Source organism: Marinobacterium sp. MBR-111 (genome assembly GCF_040547585.1).
GTDB classification, from domain to species: Bacteria; Pseudomonadota; Gammaproteobacteria; order Pseudomonadales; family Balneatricaceae; genus Marinobacterium; species Marinobacterium iners.
In genome coordinates this window covers 179,772-196,237 of record NZ_JBEPQA010000006.1, presented here as the reverse complement: position 1 = coordinate 196,237, position 16,466 = coordinate 179,772, and the positions used below count along the sequence as shown (strand labels likewise).

Annotated in this window: 19 protein-coding genes, 2 tRNA genes and 1 other RNA gene; 9 read left to right on the top strand and 13 right to left on the bottom strand. The window is 54.5% G+C overall.

The features are described 5' to 3' along the window. On the bottom strand, positions 1–610 hold a 610-nt coding region (locus ABIE61_RS06700), incomplete at its 3' end, for a ferric reductase-like transmembrane domain-containing protein (protein ID WP_354407853.1). Between the two features lie 176 nt (positions 611–786). Here ABIE61_RS06700 and ABIE61_RS06695 point away from each other — a divergent pair. Together ABIE61_RS06695 and ABIE61_RS06690 are read left to right on the top strand one after the other, a co-directional pair. Further along, positions 787–1,623 carry an endonuclease/exonuclease/phosphatase family protein gene (locus tag ABIE61_RS06695; protein ID WP_354407850.1) on the top strand — a complete coding sequence of 279 codons (837 nt, stop codon included), beginning with the start codon at positions 787–789 and terminating at the stop codon, positions 1,621–1,623. A 216-nt stretch (positions 1,624–1,839) separates the two neighbouring features. Next, a complete protein-coding gene (locus tag ABIE61_RS06690) occupies positions 1,840–2,217 on the top strand; it encodes a GreA/GreB family elongation factor (protein WP_354407847.1) in 378 nt (125 codons plus the stop codon). Positions 2,218–2,511: 294 nt separating this feature from the next. On the opposite strand, the gene rnpB is transcribed toward ABIE61_RS06690, so the two are convergent. Together rnpB and rsmI are read right to left on the bottom strand one after the other, a co-directional pair. After that, an RNA gene (gene rnpB / locus ABIE61_RS06685) (RNase P RNA component class A) lies at positions 2,512–2,865 on the bottom strand. 40 nt (positions 2,866–2,905) lie between these two features. Beyond that, on the bottom strand, positions 2,906–3,739 hold the full coding sequence (gene rsmI / locus ABIE61_RS06680) for a 16S rRNA (cytidine(1402)-2'-O)-methyltransferase (RefSeq protein ID WP_354407844.1): 834 nt from the start codon (positions 3,737–3,739) through the stop codon (positions 2,906–2,908). Between the two features lie 35 nt (positions 3,740–3,774). On the opposite strand from rsmI, the gene ABIE61_RS06675 reads away from it, so the two are divergent. From ABIE61_RS06675 to ABIE61_RS06660, 4 genes are read left to right on the top strand one after another with little or no spacing between them, the layout of a single operon-like run. Continuing rightward, positions 3,775–5,595, top strand: coding sequence for a penicillin-binding protein activator (locus tag ABIE61_RS06675; RefSeq protein ID WP_091825674.1), 1,821 nt, complete (start codon positions 3,775–3,777; stop codon positions 5,593–5,595). Between the two features lie 18 nt (positions 5,596–5,613). Next, positions 5,614–5,973: a YraN family protein gene (locus tag ABIE61_RS06670; protein WP_206840502.1), complete on the top strand. Its 360-nt coding sequence runs from the start codon at positions 5,614–5,616 to the stop codon at positions 5,971–5,973. Between the two features lie 18 nt (positions 5,974–5,991). Next, positions 5,992–6,576 carry an SIS domain-containing protein gene (locus ABIE61_RS06665; RefSeq protein ID WP_091825669.1) on the top strand — a complete coding sequence of 195 codons (585 nt, stop codon included), beginning with the start codon at positions 5,992–5,994 and terminating at the stop codon, positions 6,574–6,576. A 3-nt stretch (positions 6,577–6,579) separates the two neighbouring features. After that, positions 6,580–7,155, top strand: a complete 576-nt coding sequence (locus tag ABIE61_RS06660; RefSeq protein ID WP_354407840.1) for a BON domain-containing protein — start codon at positions 6,580–6,582, stop codon at positions 7,153–7,155. Positions 7,156–7,218: 63 nt separating this feature from the next. Here ABIE61_RS06660 and ABIE61_RS06655 read toward each other — a convergent pair whose 3' ends face one another. The 10 genes from ABIE61_RS06655 to ABIE61_RS06610 form a co-directional block, all read right to left on the bottom strand. Continuing rightward, complete coding sequence (locus ABIE61_RS06655; protein ID WP_354407868.1) at positions 7,219–7,641, bottom strand: ClpXP protease specificity-enhancing factor; 423 nt, start codon at positions 7,639–7,641, stop codon at positions 7,219–7,221. A gap of 132 nt (positions 7,642–7,773) precedes the next feature. Further along, complete coding sequence (locus ABIE61_RS06650; RefSeq protein ID WP_354407838.1) at positions 7,774–8,406, bottom strand: glutathione S-transferase N-terminal domain-containing protein; 633 nt, start codon at positions 8,404–8,406, stop codon at positions 7,774–7,776. A 92-nt stretch (positions 8,407–8,498) separates the two neighbouring features. Continuing rightward, on the bottom strand, positions 8,499–9,269 hold the full coding sequence (locus ABIE61_RS06645) for a cytochrome c1 (RefSeq protein WP_354407836.1): 771 nt from the start codon (positions 9,267–9,269) through the stop codon (positions 8,499–8,501). Beyond that, positions 9,269–10,525 (bottom strand): cytochrome b, encoded by a 1,257-nt coding sequence (locus ABIE61_RS06640; protein WP_354407834.1) that lies wholly within the window; start codon positions 10,523–10,525, stop codon positions 9,269–9,271. Before ABIE61_RS06640 ends, ABIE61_RS06645 begins: the two co-directional genes overlap by 1 nt. Beyond that, positions 10,525–11,121, bottom strand: coding sequence for a ubiquinol-cytochrome c reductase iron-sulfur subunit (gene petA / locus ABIE61_RS06635; RefSeq protein WP_354407831.1), 597 nt, complete (start codon positions 11,119–11,121; stop codon positions 10,525–10,527). The genes ABIE61_RS06640 and petA overlap by 1 nt, the downstream gene beginning before the upstream one ends. Positions 11,122–11,385: 264 nt before the next feature. Next, the gene (rpsI, locus tag ABIE61_RS06630; protein WP_091825654.1) at positions 11,386–11,778 is read right to left on the bottom strand and encodes a 30S ribosomal protein S9; all 393 of its coding nucleotides are present in this window, start codon (positions 11,776–11,778) and stop codon (positions 11,386–11,388) included. A gap of 13 nt (positions 11,779–11,791) precedes the next feature. Beyond that, a complete protein-coding gene (rplM, locus tag ABIE61_RS06625) occupies positions 11,792–12,220 on the bottom strand; it encodes a 50S ribosomal protein L13 (protein ID WP_091825651.1) in 429 nt (142 codons plus the stop codon). 157 nt (positions 12,221–12,377) lie between these two features. Next, positions 12,378–13,484, bottom strand: coding sequence for a cell division protein ZapE (gene zapE / locus ABIE61_RS06620; protein ID WP_206840495.1), 1,107 nt, complete (start codon positions 13,482–13,484; stop codon positions 12,378–12,380). 117 nt (positions 13,485–13,601) lie between these two features. Further along, entirely contained in the window at positions 13,602–14,315 is a 714-nt protein-coding gene (locus tag ABIE61_RS06615) for an LrgB family protein (RefSeq protein WP_354407829.1), read from the bottom strand. Next, complete coding sequence (locus tag ABIE61_RS06610; protein ID WP_091825642.1) at positions 14,312–14,677, bottom strand: CidA/LrgA family protein; 366 nt, start codon at positions 14,675–14,677, stop codon at positions 14,312–14,314. Before ABIE61_RS06610 ends, ABIE61_RS06615 begins: the two co-directional genes overlap by 4 nt. Before the next feature lie 171 nt (positions 14,678–14,848). On the opposite strand from ABIE61_RS06610, the gene ABIE61_RS06605 reads away from it, so the two are divergent. The 3 genes from ABIE61_RS06605 to ABIE61_RS06595 all read left to right on the top strand — a co-directional run bounded on the left by ABIE61_RS06605 (position 14,849) and on the right by ABIE61_RS06595 (position 16,413). Continuing rightward, a tRNA-Pro gene (locus tag ABIE61_RS06605) sits at positions 14,849–14,925 on the top strand. Positions 14,926–14,948: 23 nt separating this feature from the next. Further along, positions 14,949–15,025 (top strand) — tRNA-Pro (locus ABIE61_RS06600). 95 nt (positions 15,026–15,120) lie between these two features. Next, a complete protein-coding gene (locus tag ABIE61_RS06595; protein WP_091825639.1) occupies positions 15,121–16,413 on the top strand; it encodes an NCS2 family permease in 1,293 nt (430 codons plus the stop codon). Positions 16,414–16,466 lie beyond the last annotated feature (53 nt).

Genomic DNA, 16,466 nt, shown 5'->3' with positions numbered 1-16,466 from the left:
TTTTGCCGATCAGCCCCGCCAGCGACTGCAGGCTGGCGATGCTGCCTGCACCGATCAACAGCGCCATCAGCCAGCCGGTCGGCTGCTGCCACCAGCTCAACGGTGCCAGCAGCAGAGAGTGGGCTGCCAGGCTTAGATAGATCAACGGCATAACGCGGTGCAGATAGCGCCAGAAACGGTAAGGGACCCAACGGATCAGGGTGATGACCACAAGGCCCAGAAGCAGATACAGGCCGGGCTCTCCCCAGTCCTCAAACATTCCCTGCAAATTGTCTAGCAGGCCGGAAAAGTCGGCTTCACGCAGGCTGCGATCCTTGCCGAACAGCGCCTTGAAGGCGTCATCGCCCATCTCGACCAGCCAGTGTGCCAGAGCAAAAATGGCGCCTAGAATGCCGGTCCACTTGTGCAGGTGATACTGCTTGTCCAGACCACCTAAGGGGAATTCCAGCCATTTCGGTCGCATGGCCAGAAGCATGGTGATGGACATGAAGTTGATGGCCAGAAAGCCGCTGAGGGTGAGAAAATGTTCATAGCTGAGACTCCATTGCCAGACACCCAGCTGTACCGCCAGCAGTGCAATGAGACTCAGGATCAGATTTCGATTGGGCATACAGATAATCCTCCAGATATGGAGCCATTCTGTATCGCTCTACCTGATACCAACCTTAAATTGCGTTTTGGGGTTGAAAAACAGACAACCGGATTATGCAATTAGCCTTTACCTGCCAACAGTACTTGCCTAGCCTAGGAACTGACCACTTCATTCAAAAAGGCCGTGCCACCGTGATGCAAGAACCCACCCCGGTCCCGCAGTATCCCGCCAGCCCAGGCCTCGTTTCTGATCATGACAAGCAGCCCCGCAGCCCCCGTGACAGTTTGAAGCTGCTCAGTTTCAACATTCAGGTCGGGATCAATACTCAGGCATACCACCATTATGTCACCCGCAGCTGGCAGCACCTGCTGCCCCACCGGCAGCGCAACCGCACGCTGGACGAGATTGCTCAGGTACTGCGCCAGTATGATCTGGTCGCTTTGCAAGAGGTTGACGGAGGCAGCCTGCGCAGCGGGTTTGTGAATCAGGTTGAGTATTTGGCACAGTCCGGGCAGTTTCAGCACTGGTACCAGCAACGCAACCGAAATTTGGGCAAGCTGGCACAGCACAGCAACGGTGTACTCAGCCGAATTGAGCCCAGCCTTGTGGAAGATCACCCGTTACCGGGGCTGATTCCCGGTCGTGGTGCCATTGTGGTTCGCCTTGGCAACGGCGAGCATTCACTGCTGGTGATCGTTTTACATCTGGCACTGGGAGCACGCACTCAGGATCGGCAGTTGCGCTATATCCGCGAACTGATCGAACATCATCCGCATGCGGTGCTGATGGGTGACATGAACAACCCGCTGGAACATCTGCTCAACCGTCCGGCGCTGCAGGGGCTGGGGCTGGTATCGGCTGAGCAGGTGATGCCCACCTACCCCAGCTGGAAACCAACGCGGGCACTGGACCATATTTTGATTACCCCAAGCCTTGAGATGCGCCACGCCGAAGTCCTGGACTGCACAATTTCAGACCACCGTCCCATCGCCATGGAGATCGGCCTGCCGCAGTGCCTGCACGGATTGTAATAAATTGCATACCGGCCCAGGCATTGATTTTTATCCAACAGGCACCGGCTTGCCTTTTATTTTACTCCGAGTATGATCAAGCCATCATTTAAATAAAACCATCAAGTGATAATGAAAAAGACATCATACCCAAATATGAATCTCGTCTTTCCGTACTAAGCCGGAGAGCCATGCTCTCCGGCGAAAACACAATAATAACGACTGCGGAGAGTCATCATGAATTATTCAATTGCATTGCCTTTCAGGCGTTTTTTAGATCGCATGAGCCATTTCTTTATCACCGGCGACAGCATAAGCCTGAGCCGTCCCCTGCACCTGTTGTCGGTATTCAGTCGCATCGAACAACTGAACCAAACGACAGACGCCGAGCCACGCGCTCGATTGGGCAACCTGCTGTTGCTTGAGGTAAGGGAAACACAGGAAACCTGCATACTGGAATTGGTCGCTCCCAGTGCTGCAGCTCCGGATAAACAGCGCATTTCCGTATTTTCCCCCCTGGGCTCGGCCCTGCTGGGAATGAAATGTGGAGATACCTGCAACCTTGGTTTTATGGGCCACAATCTTGGCTTCACGTTAATTAAAGTTATCCGCTAATGTTAAATACCAGGAGGACAGCGCCTTGAAGTATTTCTGATGCAGGATGCATCTCTCCAAAACTGGCTTCTTTATCTATTGTAAACGTCATATTGAGGAGAAATTGAAATGGCTAAGGGAAAGGAAAAAAAGCAACCGGCCAAATCGTTAAAAGAGAAACGCCGCGAAAAGCGTGAAAAGAAACAGAACGAGTCCTGAGGCAGGAAGCGTTTTATTGAACAACACCTGCAGGCGCTCCGCTGAGCGTCTGCACCCTCTGTGAAGCAACCGACACCAAGGTATCGATTGGAAAGAGTTGAGAGTCTGCCGATAAGCCGGGTTTTGTCGTGGACAATCATTCATCTAGGACCAGCGTCACCACTGGCCTCAAGCGACCTACCCGGACCCGGCGCGGGCCACGCCTTAATGGGTCCCTATTTGGTCTTGCTCCGGGTGGGGTTTACCATCGCCGTGGAGTGTTGCCACCCACGCGGTGCGCTCTTACCGCACCATTTCAACCTTACCGGCATCCGAAGATGCTTAGGCGGTATACTTTCTGTTGCACTTTCCGTCGGCTCGCGCCGCCCAGACGTTATCTGGCACCTTGCCCAGTGGAGCCCGGACTTTCCTCCCCCGCTTAAAAGCGGCGGCGATTGCCTGGCAGACTCTCGGCGCGCAGTATAACGCCAAGGCGCAGTTAAGCAAGCACTTACTGGATCAGCAGCTGATACAGTCGATTTTTCTTCTCACCGGTAATTTCGGCAGCAAGGCCCGCAGCCTTTTTCGGTGGCATATCTTTCGCGAGAATATGCAGAATGCGTTCGGCTTCAGGATCGATCTGATCGCCCTGCTCTGGTGCCGGGGCACCATGCACCAGCACCACGAACTCTCCCCTTTGCTGATTGCTGTCCGCCTGAATCCATTCCAGCAGGTTCTGTAAGGTATCGCCGTGAATGGTCTCGAAGGTTTTGGTAAGTTCCCGTGCCACTACTGCGTAACGCTCGCCCCCGAACGCCTCAGCCATCGCAGCAAGACTGTCAACGATGCGATGCGTCGATTCGTAGAAAATAAGCGTTTCAGTGTGGGCAGCATAGGGCTTCAGTGTCTGAAGCCGTGCTCCGCTTTTGGCCGGCAGAAAACCAATGAACTGGAACCGGTCAGACGGCAGCCCCGAAGCGGACAGAGCGGCTACAAAGGCACAACAACCCGGTACAGGCGATACCCGATACCCTGCTTCGCGAACGGCCCGTACCAAATGGAAACCGGGATCCGAAATCAGTGGAGTACCGGCATCACTGACCAGCGCAATTGAGTGGCCCGCCGCAAGCAAATTGATAATATGCTCGGATCGTTGGCGTTCATTGTGATCATGCACTGAAATCATGGGCGCTTTAATGGTAAAGTGCGCAAGCAAACGCCCACTATAACGGGTATCTTCGGCCGCGATGTAATCGACGCTGCCCAGCACCTCCTGAGCCCGTGCCGAGAGGTCTGCCAGGTTACCGATCGGCGTGGCTACGATATAAAGTACTGGTTCTGACATTAGGACACCCATCTGTTGGCAAGGACCCGGATTATATGATGAATCTACGACGGCTGTCTTTCAGCCTGCTGGTGACAGCAACCTTGATGGCCGGCTGTTCAGCGCCCTCAAAGCCACCACAGGTGGTAGATGCAACCGGCAGTACTCAGGCTGCCAGCGTTGATATGCTGCTGAGCCAGGCTGAAAGAGAGCGGCCAATCCGTTCAGCCGAACTCAAACTGCAGGCTGCCCAGTTGCTGGTGCAACAGGGCGAGCGTAATCGGGTGGAGCGGATTCTTGCCACCATTGATACGAACATCCTGCCTCCTACTCTTGCCTTTGAGGTCGCCAAGCTGCGTGCCGGCGACAGCATGGAGCAGCAGCGTGCTGCAGAGGCCTTGCGCTATCTTGATCGTCAGCGATTCAGTGCCCTGCCTGCGCCACAGCAGGCAGAGTTGAGCCAGCTGCGTGCCGATGCATGGCTGGCACAGGATGATCGTGTCGCCGCCAGCCGTGAACTGATCATGAGCAGCCTGCTGGTGGAGGATGACACCGAACGCCAACGCTATCACGATCAGATCTGGCAGCTACTGCAGGCAGTGCCTGATTCCAGTTTGCGTCAGGCTATTCAATCCGGCAACAGCTACCACGAACAGGGCTGGTTTGAACTGGCCGAGATGGTACGTGCCAGCAGTGATCTGCCCAGCCGTGAAGCAGCCCTTGAGCGCTGGCGTCAGCTCTGGCAAGCACACCCTGTAATGATTCTGCCACCCACAGGCCTGATGGGGCTGCAACAGGGTGGTGAAATGATACAGGCCCGCAGAATCGCCGTTGTATTGCCCTTGACCGGAGAACTGGCTCAGCCTGCCAACGCCATCCTGGATGGTATCCGTGCAGCACAGTCTGTGCAGAGCCGCCAGGGGCAGGTGCCTGCTCAACTGTCACTGATCGATTCAAGTCTGTATTCAAATGCCGACGATATTGTACAGGCTGCACGCCAACAGGGTGCCGAGATGATTATCGGACCACTGGACCAGGCGCTGGTTGCACAGTTTTCCAACCAACCTGAACGTGAGCTGCCTGTTTTGGCACTCAATCCGGCACCCAATGGCCCCTCGACGCCCTGGCAACTGGAGCTGTCTTCAGAGCATGAAGCACGCATGGTTGCGAAGCGAGCACTGGCTGAAGGTCAACGCAATGTTCTGCTGATTACCCCTGCTGCCGAGTGGGGTGACCGGGTGCAGGCCGTGATGCGCGAGGAGCTGTCAGCCGGTGGAGGCCGTGTTGTCGGTACGCTGCGGTATCAGGCCGGAGGCAGCTATGACGAACAGATTGCACGTTTGATGCTTACCGATCAAAGCAAACAGCGTGAACAGCAGTTGCGGCAGTTGCTGCGGCATCGACTGGAGTTTCAGGAGCGGTCACGCCAGGATGCTGATGCAATTCTGTTGACTGCATTACCGGATGCTGCACGCTTGATTAAATCGATGCTTAACTACCATTACGCAGCTGACTTGCCGGTGTATGCAACATCCCACCTGTATCCGGGATACCCTGATGCCAGTCGCGATCTGGACCTGAACAACATCACCTTCTGCGACCTGCCGTGGATTCTGGAGCCGCCCAGCGAAGCACACCGGGCACTCAGTGCTGAAGGCAAGGATACCCTGTCACGCTTTGGTCGCCTTTACGCCCTGGGGGTCGATGCGATCAACCTGTATCCGTGGCTAGAGCAACTGCAGAGTGCCCCAGGCGCTTTCCTGCAGGCCGAAACCGGAATGCTCAGCATTGATGCCAACCGCAGGGTACAGCGTGTATTGAGCTGTACCCGCTTTGTTGATGGTGTACCGGCCCCCGTGCCGTCAAACCGTCCCTGACCTGATGGAGATATTGCGATGGACCGCAGACAGATCGGCATGGATGCCGAGCGCCGGGCCGAAGCCTGGCTTACTGCACAGGGGCTCACCCTGTTGCAGCGCAACGCACAGTGCCGCCTTGGCGAGATCGACCTGATCATGCGTGATCATGATCAGATCGTATTTGTTGAGGTCAGAACCCGCGGCCGAGCCGGCTTCGGTGGCGCCGCTGCCTCAGTAGACTGGCGCAAGCAGCAAAAACTTATTCGTGCCGCTCGATTCATGCTCAGCCGTAATCCACACTGGAACAATTTCCCCTGCCGCTTCGATGTACTGGCCTATGAGGGAGATTCGGAGACTACCCCTCCAGTGTGGTATAAAGATGCCTTTCGTCCATGAACACCGGAAATGTTTTTAATGGAACTTGAAGACCGTATTGTCAGTCAGTTTCACAACAGTATGGAGATCAATGCGCTCACCATTGAGCAGCACACTCCCCTTATCGCAGACGCAGGTGAACTCCTGCTGCAGTGCCTGGTCAGTGAACAGAAGATTCTGTGTGTCGGTAACGGCGGCTCATCCGCACTGGCCCAGCATTTTGCATCACTGCTGCTGAACCGCTTTCGCCATGAAAGACCTGGCCTGCCGGCGCTGGCACTGAATGACTCGGCCGCCATGAGTGGCATCGGAGAAGAAACCGGTTTCACAGAGGTTTACTCGAAGCAGATTCGAGCCTTGGGTCAACCTGGCGATATACTGCTGGTGATCTCCACTCACGGACGCGCCAACAGTCTGGTACAGGCCATACAGGCAGCCCATGACCGTGACATGATGGTGATTGCACTCAGCGGTGGTGATGGAGGCAACATGGCAGCACTGCTGCTGCCGGACGAGATCGAAATATGCATTCCAGGCGGCGAAGATGCACTGATTCATGGCGCTCACCTGTTGGTGCTGCACTGCTTGTGTGACCTGATTGAATATCAACTATTTGGAGGCTGACCCATGCTGAAACACTCCTTGATCGCCATCGTAATGACATCCACTCTTGTCACCGGCTGCTCCAACATCATCAGTGCGACGCGCGACGAGCCCATTCGCGAGAATCAGGACAGCCGCACTCTGGGCAGCTACCTGGAAGACGAGGCTATCGAGACCAAGACACTGGTCAACATCAGCAAGGGCTCGCAACCACTGGCCCAATCTCACATCAATGTGGTCAGCTATAACGGCCAAATACTGCTGGTGGGACAGGTTCCGAATGAACAGGTCAAACAGGAAGCCGAACGGGTAGCCAGCCAGGTGCGGCATGTGCGCAAGATTCATAACGAGCTGGAGATAGCAGGTCCCACATCCACCATTGTCCGCAGCAATGATGTCTATCTGACCAGCCGCATCAAGGTACAGATGCTGGCTGACAAGAGCATTGAGGGCAACCGCATCAAGGTCGTCACCGAAAACGGTGTGGTCTATCTGATGGGATTGGTGCGAAGGGATGAGGCTGATCGCGCTGTCGATATTACGCGCTCGGTCACCGGCGTGCGCAAGATCGTCAAGGTATTTGAGTATATTGGTGGCTAAACCCAAGCCACCTGAAGCTCTCTGTGGCCGGGTATCCTTCCCGGCCGCTTGAGTTAACAGAGTCTACTTCACTACCCGTAACGCAGGCTTGCGACCACCCTTGGGAGGCTCTGGCGGTTCATCATCCGGTGGCAATTGCACACCATCTTCAGTCTGCTTCAGAAGCTCCTCTACACCCGGCTCCACACCAAACCCCATCCCCATACCGTTTTCACGCGTGAATATCGCCATGACAGCCACCATTGGCACATAAACATTCATCGGCACACCACCAAAACGGGCATTGAAACCGACACCATGATCTTCAATCACCAACCCCTGAACCGCACCTGAGGCGATGTTAAGGGTGATCTGACCATCCTGCACGAACTGTTCCGGTACCTGCACCCCCTGGATCGTGGCATCCACCACCAGGTGTGGTGTCATGTCGTTATCCAGCACCCACTCGTAGAGTGCGCGCAGCAGATAGGGACGACTCGGCTTTATACTGCTCATAATTTGACTCCCGATACTGCCATACCCGGATATAAGTCGGGCATGGCATACCTTACGTCCTGGCTATAAAAAAGGGATGAAGTTACCTTCATCCCTGCCATTGTTCATTGCTGGCGTTTCCGCTTAGTCGCGCATTTCGCGCTCCAGCTCGGAAAGGCTATCCTGGAATGACTCACGCTCGAACAGACGCTGCATATACTTCTGCAACGGACGAGTTTGAGCTTCAGGCAGCTCGATACCCAGCAGCGGCAGACGCCACAGGATCGGAGCGATACAGCAGTCTACAAGTGTAAACTCTTCGCTCATGAAAAACGGTTTCTCAGCAAAGATGGGTGACACAGTAACCAGACTGTCACTCAACTCCTTGCGGGCAGCATCCAGTTCGGCAGCAGTACCTTCACCACGAAGAATCTGATCAACCAGAACACACCAGTCTTTCTGAATGCGATGCATGTAGAGGCGACTCTCGGCACGCGCAACCGGATATACCGGCAGCAACGGCGGATGCGGGAAGCGCTCGTCAAGATATTCCATCATCACATTCGGTTCAAACAACACCAGCTCCCGATCCAGCAGAGTCGGAAGGGCGTTGTACGGGTTCTGCGCTGCCACATCCTCCGGCAGCTCACTCTCTTTGCACTCGACGATATCGACCGCCACACCTTTCTCACAGAGTACGATACGTACACGGTGACTGTAATGGTCAGTACCATCAGAGTAAAAGGTCATGGAAGAACGCTTTGCCACTACTCCCATCGAACTATCCCCATAAAAATATTGCGTGCAGAAACAAAAAATCTACGCGGCCTTGCGACCGCGTAGTATTGGACGTGCTAACCCCTTAAGGATCAGTGAACGTCTTTCCAGTACTCTTTCTTCAGAGCAAAGGCGAAAACAAACAGGATCGCCAGGAAAAACAGGACCTTGAGACCAAGACTCTCGGACTCCATGCGTGACGGCTCACCTACGTAGGTCATGTAGTTAACCAGATCATAAATAGTCTGGTCGAACTCTTCAGCCGTCTGGCTGCCCGCTTCGCTAACGGTCAGACAACCGCCCATCTTCTTGCCAGTAAGCGGGTCAATCTGATCGCTACCGCCATGCAACAGCTCTGCCGGTGTACAGTGATTAACCACCTTACCCTGCAGATCTTCCAGCACGTTCGGCATACCGACAGCCGGGAACACCGTATTGTTTACGCCCCAAGGACGGCTTTCATCGGTATAAAAGCTACGCAGGTAAGTGTACACCCAATCGGAGCCACGCAGGCGTGTTTCCAGCGTCAAATCCGGCGGAGGCGCACCGAACCATCCTGCGGCATCAGTCGTAGCCATCGCAATTTTCATGTGATCGCCGATTTTCTTGTTCGGATCGAGAATCAGATACTGCTCAACCAGTTCGTTCGGGATACCCAGGTCCTGAGCTGAGCGTTCAAACCGCTGGTAGCCCGCTTCGTGACAGCCCATGCAGCGGTTGACGAAGGTCTGCATACCGCGCTGCAGAGACTCCTTGTTGGTCAGATCGATATCAATTTTGTCCAGCGGCACACCGGCGCCGCCAGCGGCACTCGCCGTCATCGGGGCCAGTGCCATCAGCAGAGTAATAAGGAATTTTTTCATTAGCCTGTAACCCTTTCCGGAACCGGTTTAGTGCGTTCCATGCGTGTATAGAACGGCATCAGGATAAAGAACGCAAAGTACAGCACTGTGCAGATCTGGGACAGAATAGTACGTCCCTCAGTTGCAGGCAGCACACCCAGTACACCCAAAATCACAAAACTGATGATGAGAACCAACAGCGCAATCTTGCTCAACCAACCCTTGTAGCGGATCGATTTGACCGGGCTACGATCAAGCCAGGGCAGCACGAACAGGATGGCAATAGCAGCACCCATTACGACCACACCCCAGAACTTGGCGTCCAGACCAAACATCGGGAATGTTACCGCGCGCAGCATGGCGTAGAAGGGGGTGAAGTACCATACCGGAGCGATATGCAACGGCGTCTTCAGCGCGTTGGCCGGCTCAAAGTTGGGCTTCTCAAGGAAGTAACCACCGCCCTCCGGGAAGAAGAACACTACCGTGCAGAATACGAACAGGAAGACGACCACGCCTACAATATCTTTCACAGTGTAGTACGGGTGGAACGGGATGCCGTCAAGCGGTACGCCGTTTTCGTCTTTCTTATCTTTGATTTCAACACCATCAGGGTTGTTTGAACCCACTTCGTGCAGAGCGATGATGTGCAATACAACCAGCGCCAGAATGACGATTGGCAGTGCAATCACGTGCAGGGCAAAGAATCGGTTCAGGGTGATACCAGAGATCAGGAAGTCACCGCGTACCCACTGCTGTAGATCGGGTCCGATAACCGGAATGGCACCGAACAGGGAGATGATTACCTGTGCACCCCAGTATGACATCTGCCCCCAAGGCAGCAGGTAGCCCATAAAGGCTTCAGCCATCAGCGCCAGGTAGATGGTCATGCCGAAGATCCACACCAGCTCACGCGGCTTGCGGTAAGAGCCATACATGATGCCACGCAGCATGTGCAGATAAACCACAACAAAGAAAGCAGAGGCACCGGTGGAGTGCAGGTAACGCAGCAACCAGCCATACTCCACATCGCGCATGATGTACTCGATGGATGCAAACGCACCCTCGGCACTCGGGTTGTAGCTCATGGTCAGCCAGATGCCCGTAATGATCTGGTTAACCAGTACCAGCATCGCCAGTGAGCCAAAGAAGTACCAGAAGTTGAAGTTCTTCGGCGCGTAGTATTTGGACAGGTGATCTTCCCACATGGCAGTTGCCGGGAAGCGGTCGTCAATCCAGCCCATCAGGCCCGGATTCCCTTTATTTCGTGTACCAGCCATTATGCAGTCTCCGGATCAACACCGATAATCAGTGTGTTGTCGTCTTCATAAGAGTGAGGCGGAATAACCAGGTTGGTCGGTGCCGGTACAGACTTGTACACACGGCCTGACAGGTCAAAACGCGAACCGTGACAGGGGCAGAAGAAGCCACCCAGCCAATCAGGACCCAGATCTTCCGGAGCCACCTCAGGGCGGTAAGACGGAGAACAACCCAAGTGCGTACAGATACCGACCATCACGGCGATTTCAGGACGGATCGCACGCGCAGCAGTTTTCGGAATGTAATCCGGCTGCTGCAGTTTCTCCGACATGGGGTCCGCCAAACGATCGTTCAGTTTATCCAGGTTCGCCAGCACTTCCGCGTTACGACGCACAACCCATACCGGCTTGCCACGCCACTCAACGATCATCTGCTGACCTGGCTCCAGCTTGCTGATATCCGCCGTAGCAGGCGCGCCAGCGGCTTTCGCCTTGGCACTCGGATTCCAGGAAGCCACGAACGGGACGGCCGCTCCTACAGCACCAACTGCACCAACTGCAGATGTGGCACCGATCAGGAGACGACGTCGACCCTTATTCACGCCGTCATTGCTCATTAACTTCTTCTCCCCTCAATCGACCTGCCGCTTTTGTACGGACACAAAATACTGGCGGGCCGTTCAGTCATGAAAAAACACAAAACCGGTTCGTTCAAATGCGCAGAATGTTAAAGAAAATACCCTTTTTTTACAAGGTAAAATAAACTCTCCATTAGGCGAACACGGATTTTATTGACCTGACCCCATAGACAAAAAAAGCCCACAACCACAAGGGCTGCAGGCTTTTTTTCGCTGCCATAACGCGGCAATGCCGCAGGCAAATTAACGCTTGGAGAACTGCGGACGCTTACGTGCTTTGCGCAGACCCACTTTCTTACGCTCAACCATACGTGCGTCACGAGTAACGTAGCCCGCTTCACGCAGGGCGCCACGCAGAGTTTCGTCATATTCCATCAGAGCACGAGTGATGCCGTGACGGATAGCACCGGCCTGACCGAAGCCACCACCACCTTTAACGGTGATGTGCGCGTCGAATTTTTCGACGTTATCAGTCAGCTCCAGCGGCTGCTTGACGATCATACGTGCAGTCACGCGACCGAAGTACTCTTCCAGAGTACGGTTGTTGATCATGATCTTGCCTGTACCCGGGCGCAGGAAGACACGAGCAGTAGAGGTTTTGCGACGGCCGGTACCGTAATACTGAGTAGTAGACATTTTCGCCTTCCCCTTAGATGTTCAGTTCTTTCGGTTGCTGAGCCTGGTGCGGGTGCTCGCCACCAGCGTAGACTTTCAGCTTGGTGTACATGGCACGGCCCAGTGGACCTTTCGGCAGCATGCCCTTTACAGCCAGCTCAATCGTGCGCTCAGGGAAGGTCTGTACCATCTTGTTGAAGTTAGCTTCCTTCAGGCCACCCGGAAAACCGGAGTGACGATAGTACATCTTGTCATTGCGCTTGTTGCCGGTTACGTGAACCTTTTCAGCATTCACTACAACAATGTAGTCACCGGTATCAACGTGCGGAGTATATTCCGGCTTGTGCTTGCCACGCAGACGACGGGCAATTTCAGTTGCCAGGCGACCCAGAGTTTTACCTTCTGCGTCCACAACATACCAGTCGCGTTTTACTTCGGCCGGTTTGGCGGTAAAAGTTTTCATGGATGGTTTCACCTTACAATTTAAGTCTCGAATCCGAGATTCCGACTTACCTTATAGTTATTGGTTAGCAGCAAAAGCCGCTAACGTACACTTTTTCGGCACCCTGCATTCAGGGAGCGCGCATTATACTTGCTTCAACCCTGCTTGAAAAGTGCTTTCAGGCCCGATGTTCGCGCGCCAGATATTCATGCGACTGCATCTCAAGCAGACGACTCTGGGTACGCTCAATCTCGAATGAAAGCCGACCTTCAGTATAGATTTCATGAATCGGTACTTCTGCGGAGATGATCAGCTTGACGCCTGAGTCATAGAACTCATCGACCAGGTTGATGAATCGGCGAGCAGCGTCATCATTCTTGCGGCCCAACTGGGGAACATTACTGAGCAGTACAGCATGATAGATTTTGCCAAGCTCAATGTAATCGTTCTGTGAGCGCGCACCTTCGCACAGTGCATTGAAATCAAACCAGGCTACATCTTCACACAGACGCCGCGCCTGCAGTTTGCGACCATTGATCTCTATCTGGGCACCATACTGCTCTTCCTCCAGGTCGGGCGCGAGGCTTTCAAAACTGCGACTCAGGCTCTCGTCTGCAGCTGCATCCAGCGGCCAATGGTAGAGTTCGGCCTGCTCCAGCGCGCGCAGACGATAGTCGACTCCCCCGTCCACATTGACCACTTCGGTGAAACGCTTGAGCATATCAATGGCCGGCAGAAAACGCTGACGCTGCAGACCGTCCTTGTAGAGCCCGTCAGGAACGATATTGGAAGTTGCCACCAGTGACACTCCATTGTTGAACAGCTCTTGCATCAATCCACCCAGAATCATCGCATCGGTAATATCGGACACGAAAAACTCATCAAAGCAGATGATGCGTGCCTCCTGCGCATACTTGCGACCAATTTCAGTCAGCGGGTTCTTGGTTCCATCCAGCGCTTTGAGCTCATGGTGCACCCTCTGCATGAAGCGGTGAAAGTGGGTCCGCATCTTGCGCTCAAACGGCAGACTGTCATAGAAGGTATCCATCAAATAGGTTTTGCCCCGTCCGACACCACCCCAGAAATACAACCCCTTGATCGGCTCCTGTGGCGTACGCTTGATCCTTCCGCCCAAACGCTGCATCAGACCGGGCTTTGGCGCCCGTTCAGCCGCTACCAGCTCATCGTACAGGCGCTGCAGATGGCCGACCGCCATCTCCTGAGTCGAATCATAGGAGAAGTCTTCACGTTCCAGGTCTTTACGGTATCGTTCAAGCGGGGTCATCTTCAGTCTGCACCTCTGGTCAGTTTATGAACGCCACAACGGGGGCGAACTTTACTGCTGCAGACCGGTTTTCGCAAATCCGCAACACGGCCGTTACGCAAGCCGCCGTATTCAAGGTCACCCCAGCCCGAATATTCGTACCAACACCGGCACCAGAAAAGCGGTCAGCAACCCGGTCATTCCCATCGCAAGCCCGGAAAAAGCACCGGCCAGCGTACTGAACTCAAAAGCATACGCCGTACCAAAACCATGAGCTGAAACCCCCAGGGTAAACCCCTTCACGGCATCATCCTCGATTTTGAGCAACCGAAAAAGCGGGGGCGCAACAATGCATCCGATGGCGCCGGTAATCAGTACCAGACCCGCTGCCAACGAAGGATAACCACCAATTTTCTCGGCAATCCCGATGGCGATCGGTGAAGTCACGGATTTGGGTGCCAATGACAAAAGCATCCCTTCGGATGCGCCCAATGCCCAGGCCACAAGGATGGCCGATGCACTGGCGGTTACCGCGCCGCACAAACACGCAACCAGTAACGGCACCAACATTTTCTTGACCCGTTCAAAATGGTCATACAGCGGTACTGCGAGGGCGACTGTTGCTGGCCCCAGCAAAAAATGAATGAACTGGGCACCACTAAAATAGGTGTCATAGTCCGTTCCGGTCAGCTGGAGAAAAACAATGATCAGCGACAGTGCTACCAGCACAGGGTGTAGCAGAGGCGTGCCTCCCACCCTCCGATTAAGCCAACTACTGAACAGAAAAGTGGCAATGGTGACAATAATCCAGAACAGGGGCTTGGCGGCAAAATAGACCCAAAAGCTACTCATCGCCGTTCCTCCAATGCGGCCATATCCAGCTTACGAGTCAATCGTTTCAGTACCAGCGCCGTCACCAGTACCGTGACGACTGTACTGACTACCAGCGCCACCATAATAATCAGCCACTCAGCCGCAATCAGCTCGGCATGCACCATTAAACCAACACCAGCCGGAACAAACAGTAACGTCAGATGGCGCAACAAACCTTCGGATGGCTGCCGGATCAGGTCCGGCACTTGTCGCTTGATCACCAGCCCTACCAGCAGCAGTACCATGCCCATTACCGGCCCGGGTACCGGAAGCTCCAACGCCAACACCACCCACTCACCCAGCAGCTGACAAATCAGCAGCACCATCAACCCAATCAGCATATCCCCCCCTTTTTCACTGTTATCAGCGTTGAGGAGTGTACTTATTTTCTTAACAAAATACCTCTCGCCTATTGGCAATCAGGCACCGGCTCTCTATAATGCGCCCCGTTCCTGATTGAGGCGCTCCCACGCCATCCTCCAATCAGAACAATTACTTAGCTTCAGCTTTGTCGGGGTGTAGCTCAGCCTGGTAGAGCACTGTCTTCGGGAGGCAGGGGTCGTAGGTTCAAATCCTGTCACCCCGACCACTTGCTGAATCTAGGTATTGCGTCGGGGTGTAGCTCAGCCTGGTAGAGCACTGTCTTCGGGAGGCAGGGGTCGTAGGTTCAAATCCTGTCACCCCGACCAATCTTCTTTCCCGCCTTTCATCATATTCAATACTGATCACTGCGTGAGACTCAGGTAGAATTTCGCCTTTCCCGTAATCTGTGGATATCTCACTCATGCTGGACAGGATATTTAAGCTCAAAGAGCATAACACCTCCATCAAGACTGAAGTCATTGCCGGAATCACCACCTTTCTGACAATGGCCTACATCATTTTTGTGAACCCCTCGATGCTGGCCAGTACCGGAATGGATGCAGGCGCCGTATTTGTCGCCACCTGCCTTGCAGCGGCCATCGGTTGTTTTGTGATGGGATTTTGGGCCAACTACCCAATCGCGCTTGCACCCGGCATGGGCCTGAATGCCTTTTTCAGCTTTACCGTTGTCGGACAGATGGGCTACAGCTGGGAAACCGCACTGGGTGCCGTATTCATTTCCGGCGTCTGCTTTTTCCTGCTGTCAGTTTTCCGCATTCGCGAGTGGATCATCAATAGCATCCCACTGGCACTGAAAGCAGGCATTGGCGCAGGCATCGGTCTGTTTCTGGGTTTTATCGGCCTCAAGAACGCAGGCATTGTGGTGGACAACCCCGCCACTCTGGTCACTATCGGAGACATGGGACAATGGGGTGCGATCATGGCCTGCATCGGTTTTGTTCTGATTGCTGCTCTGTATTACCGCCAGGTTACCGGGTCTGTCATGATCGGCATTCTCGCCATCACTCTGGTCAGCCTGATAGCAGGCCAGACAGAGTTCAACGGCGTATTTTCCGCCCCACCGTCCCTCGCCCCCACCCTTGGCCAACTGGACATAGCCGGCGCTCTCAGCATTGGCCTGGTCAGTGTTATCTTCTCATTCCTGTTTGTGGACCTGTTTGACACCTCGGGCACACTCATCGCGGTAGCTCAGAAAGGCAAGCTGCTGACGCCCGATGGCAAACTGCCACGCCTGGGCCGCGCCCTGATGGCAGACTCCACCGCTACCATGGCTGGTTCGGTCATGGGCACCTCAACGACCACCAGCTATGTCGAATCCGGCGCAGGCATCGCTGCCGGCGGGCGCACCGGCCTCACGGCTGTCGTTGTGGGCATCCTGTTTCTGGCCTGCCTGTTCATGTCACCGTTGGCAGGCACCATTCCGGCCTATGCCACTGCCCCTGCCCTTCTGTTCGTTGCCGTGCTGATGACTCACAGCCTGATCCAGATAAACTGGGATGACATCACCGAAGCCGCGCCCGTTGTCATCGCCGCCGTCAGCATGCCGCTGACATTTTCCATCACTACCGGTATCGCCTTTGGTCTGATCTCATACACCGCGATCAAAGCACTGAGTGGGCGCTTTGATCAGCTTAATCCGGCGCTTTGGATACTGTCCGCCCTGTTCATCGTTAAAATGGCGTTTTACGGCTAGAGGCACGCGAGTTTATCCCGGTCCTGCACCGCGCTATGGCACAACGAAAAAAG

Bases quoted from the DNA above. Each gene is read 5' to 3' on its own strand.
- ABIE61_RS06595 (WP_091825639.1), top strand. From the start codon at position 15,121: ATGCTGGACAGGATATTTAAGCTCAAAGAGCATAACACCTCCATCAAG.
- ABIE61_RS06670 (WP_206840502.1), top strand. From the start codon at position 5,614: ATGGACCGCAGACAGATCGGCATGGATGCCGAGCGCCGGGCCGAAGCC.
- ABIE61_RS06645 (WP_354407836.1), bottom strand. From the start codon at position 9,269: ATGAAAAAATTCCTTATTACTCTGCTGATGGCACTGGCCCCGATGACG.
- ABIE61_RS06695 (WP_354407850.1), top strand. From the start codon at position 787: ATGCAAGAACCCACCCCGGTCCCGCAGTATCCCGCCAGCCCAGGCCTC.
- ABIE61_RS06665 (WP_091825669.1), top strand. From the start codon at position 5,992: ATGGAACTTGAAGACCGTATTGTCAGTCAGTTTCACAACAGTATGGAG.
- ABIE61_RS06615 (WP_354407829.1), bottom strand. From the start codon at position 14,315: ATGAGTAGCTTTTGGGTCTATTTTGCCGCCAAGCCCCTGTTCTGGATT.
- zapE (WP_206840495.1), bottom strand. From the start codon at position 13,484: ATGACCCCGCTTGAACGATACCGTAAAGACCTGGAACGTGAAGACTTC.
- rpsI (WP_091825654.1), bottom strand. From the start codon at position 11,778: ATGTCTACTACTCAGTATTACGGTACCGGCCGTCGCAAAACCTCTACT.
- rsmI (WP_354407844.1), bottom strand. From the start codon at position 3,739: ATGTCAGAACCAGTACTTTATATCGTAGCCACGCCGATCGGTAACCTG.
- ABIE61_RS06660 (WP_354407840.1), top strand. From the start codon at position 6,580: ATGCTGAAACACTCCTTGATCGCCATCGTAATGACATCCACTCTTGTC.
- ABIE61_RS06675 (WP_091825674.1), top strand. From the start codon at position 3,775: ATGATGAATCTACGACGGCTGTCTTTCAGCCTGCTGGTGACAGCAACC.
- ABIE61_RS06610 (WP_091825642.1), bottom strand. From the start codon at position 14,677: ATGCTGATTGGGTTGATGGTGCTGCTGATTTGTCAGCTGCTGGGTGAG.
- rplM (WP_091825651.1), bottom strand. From the start codon at position 12,220: ATGAAAACTTTTACCGCCAAACCGGCCGAAGTAAAACGCGACTGGTAT.
- petA (WP_354407831.1), bottom strand. From the start codon at position 11,121: ATGAGCAATGACGGCGTGAATAAGGGTCGACGTCGTCTCCTGATCGGT.
- ABIE61_RS06640 (WP_354407834.1), bottom strand. From the start codon at position 10,525: ATGGCTGGTACACGAAATAAAGGGAATCCGGGCCTGATGGGCTGGATT.
- ABIE61_RS06650 (WP_354407838.1), bottom strand. From the start codon at position 8,406: ATGGGAGTAGTGGCAAAGCGTTCTTCCATGACCTTTTACTCTGATGGT.
- ABIE61_RS06690 (WP_354407847.1), top strand. From the start codon at position 1,840: ATGAATTATTCAATTGCATTGCCTTTCAGGCGTTTTTTAGATCGCATG.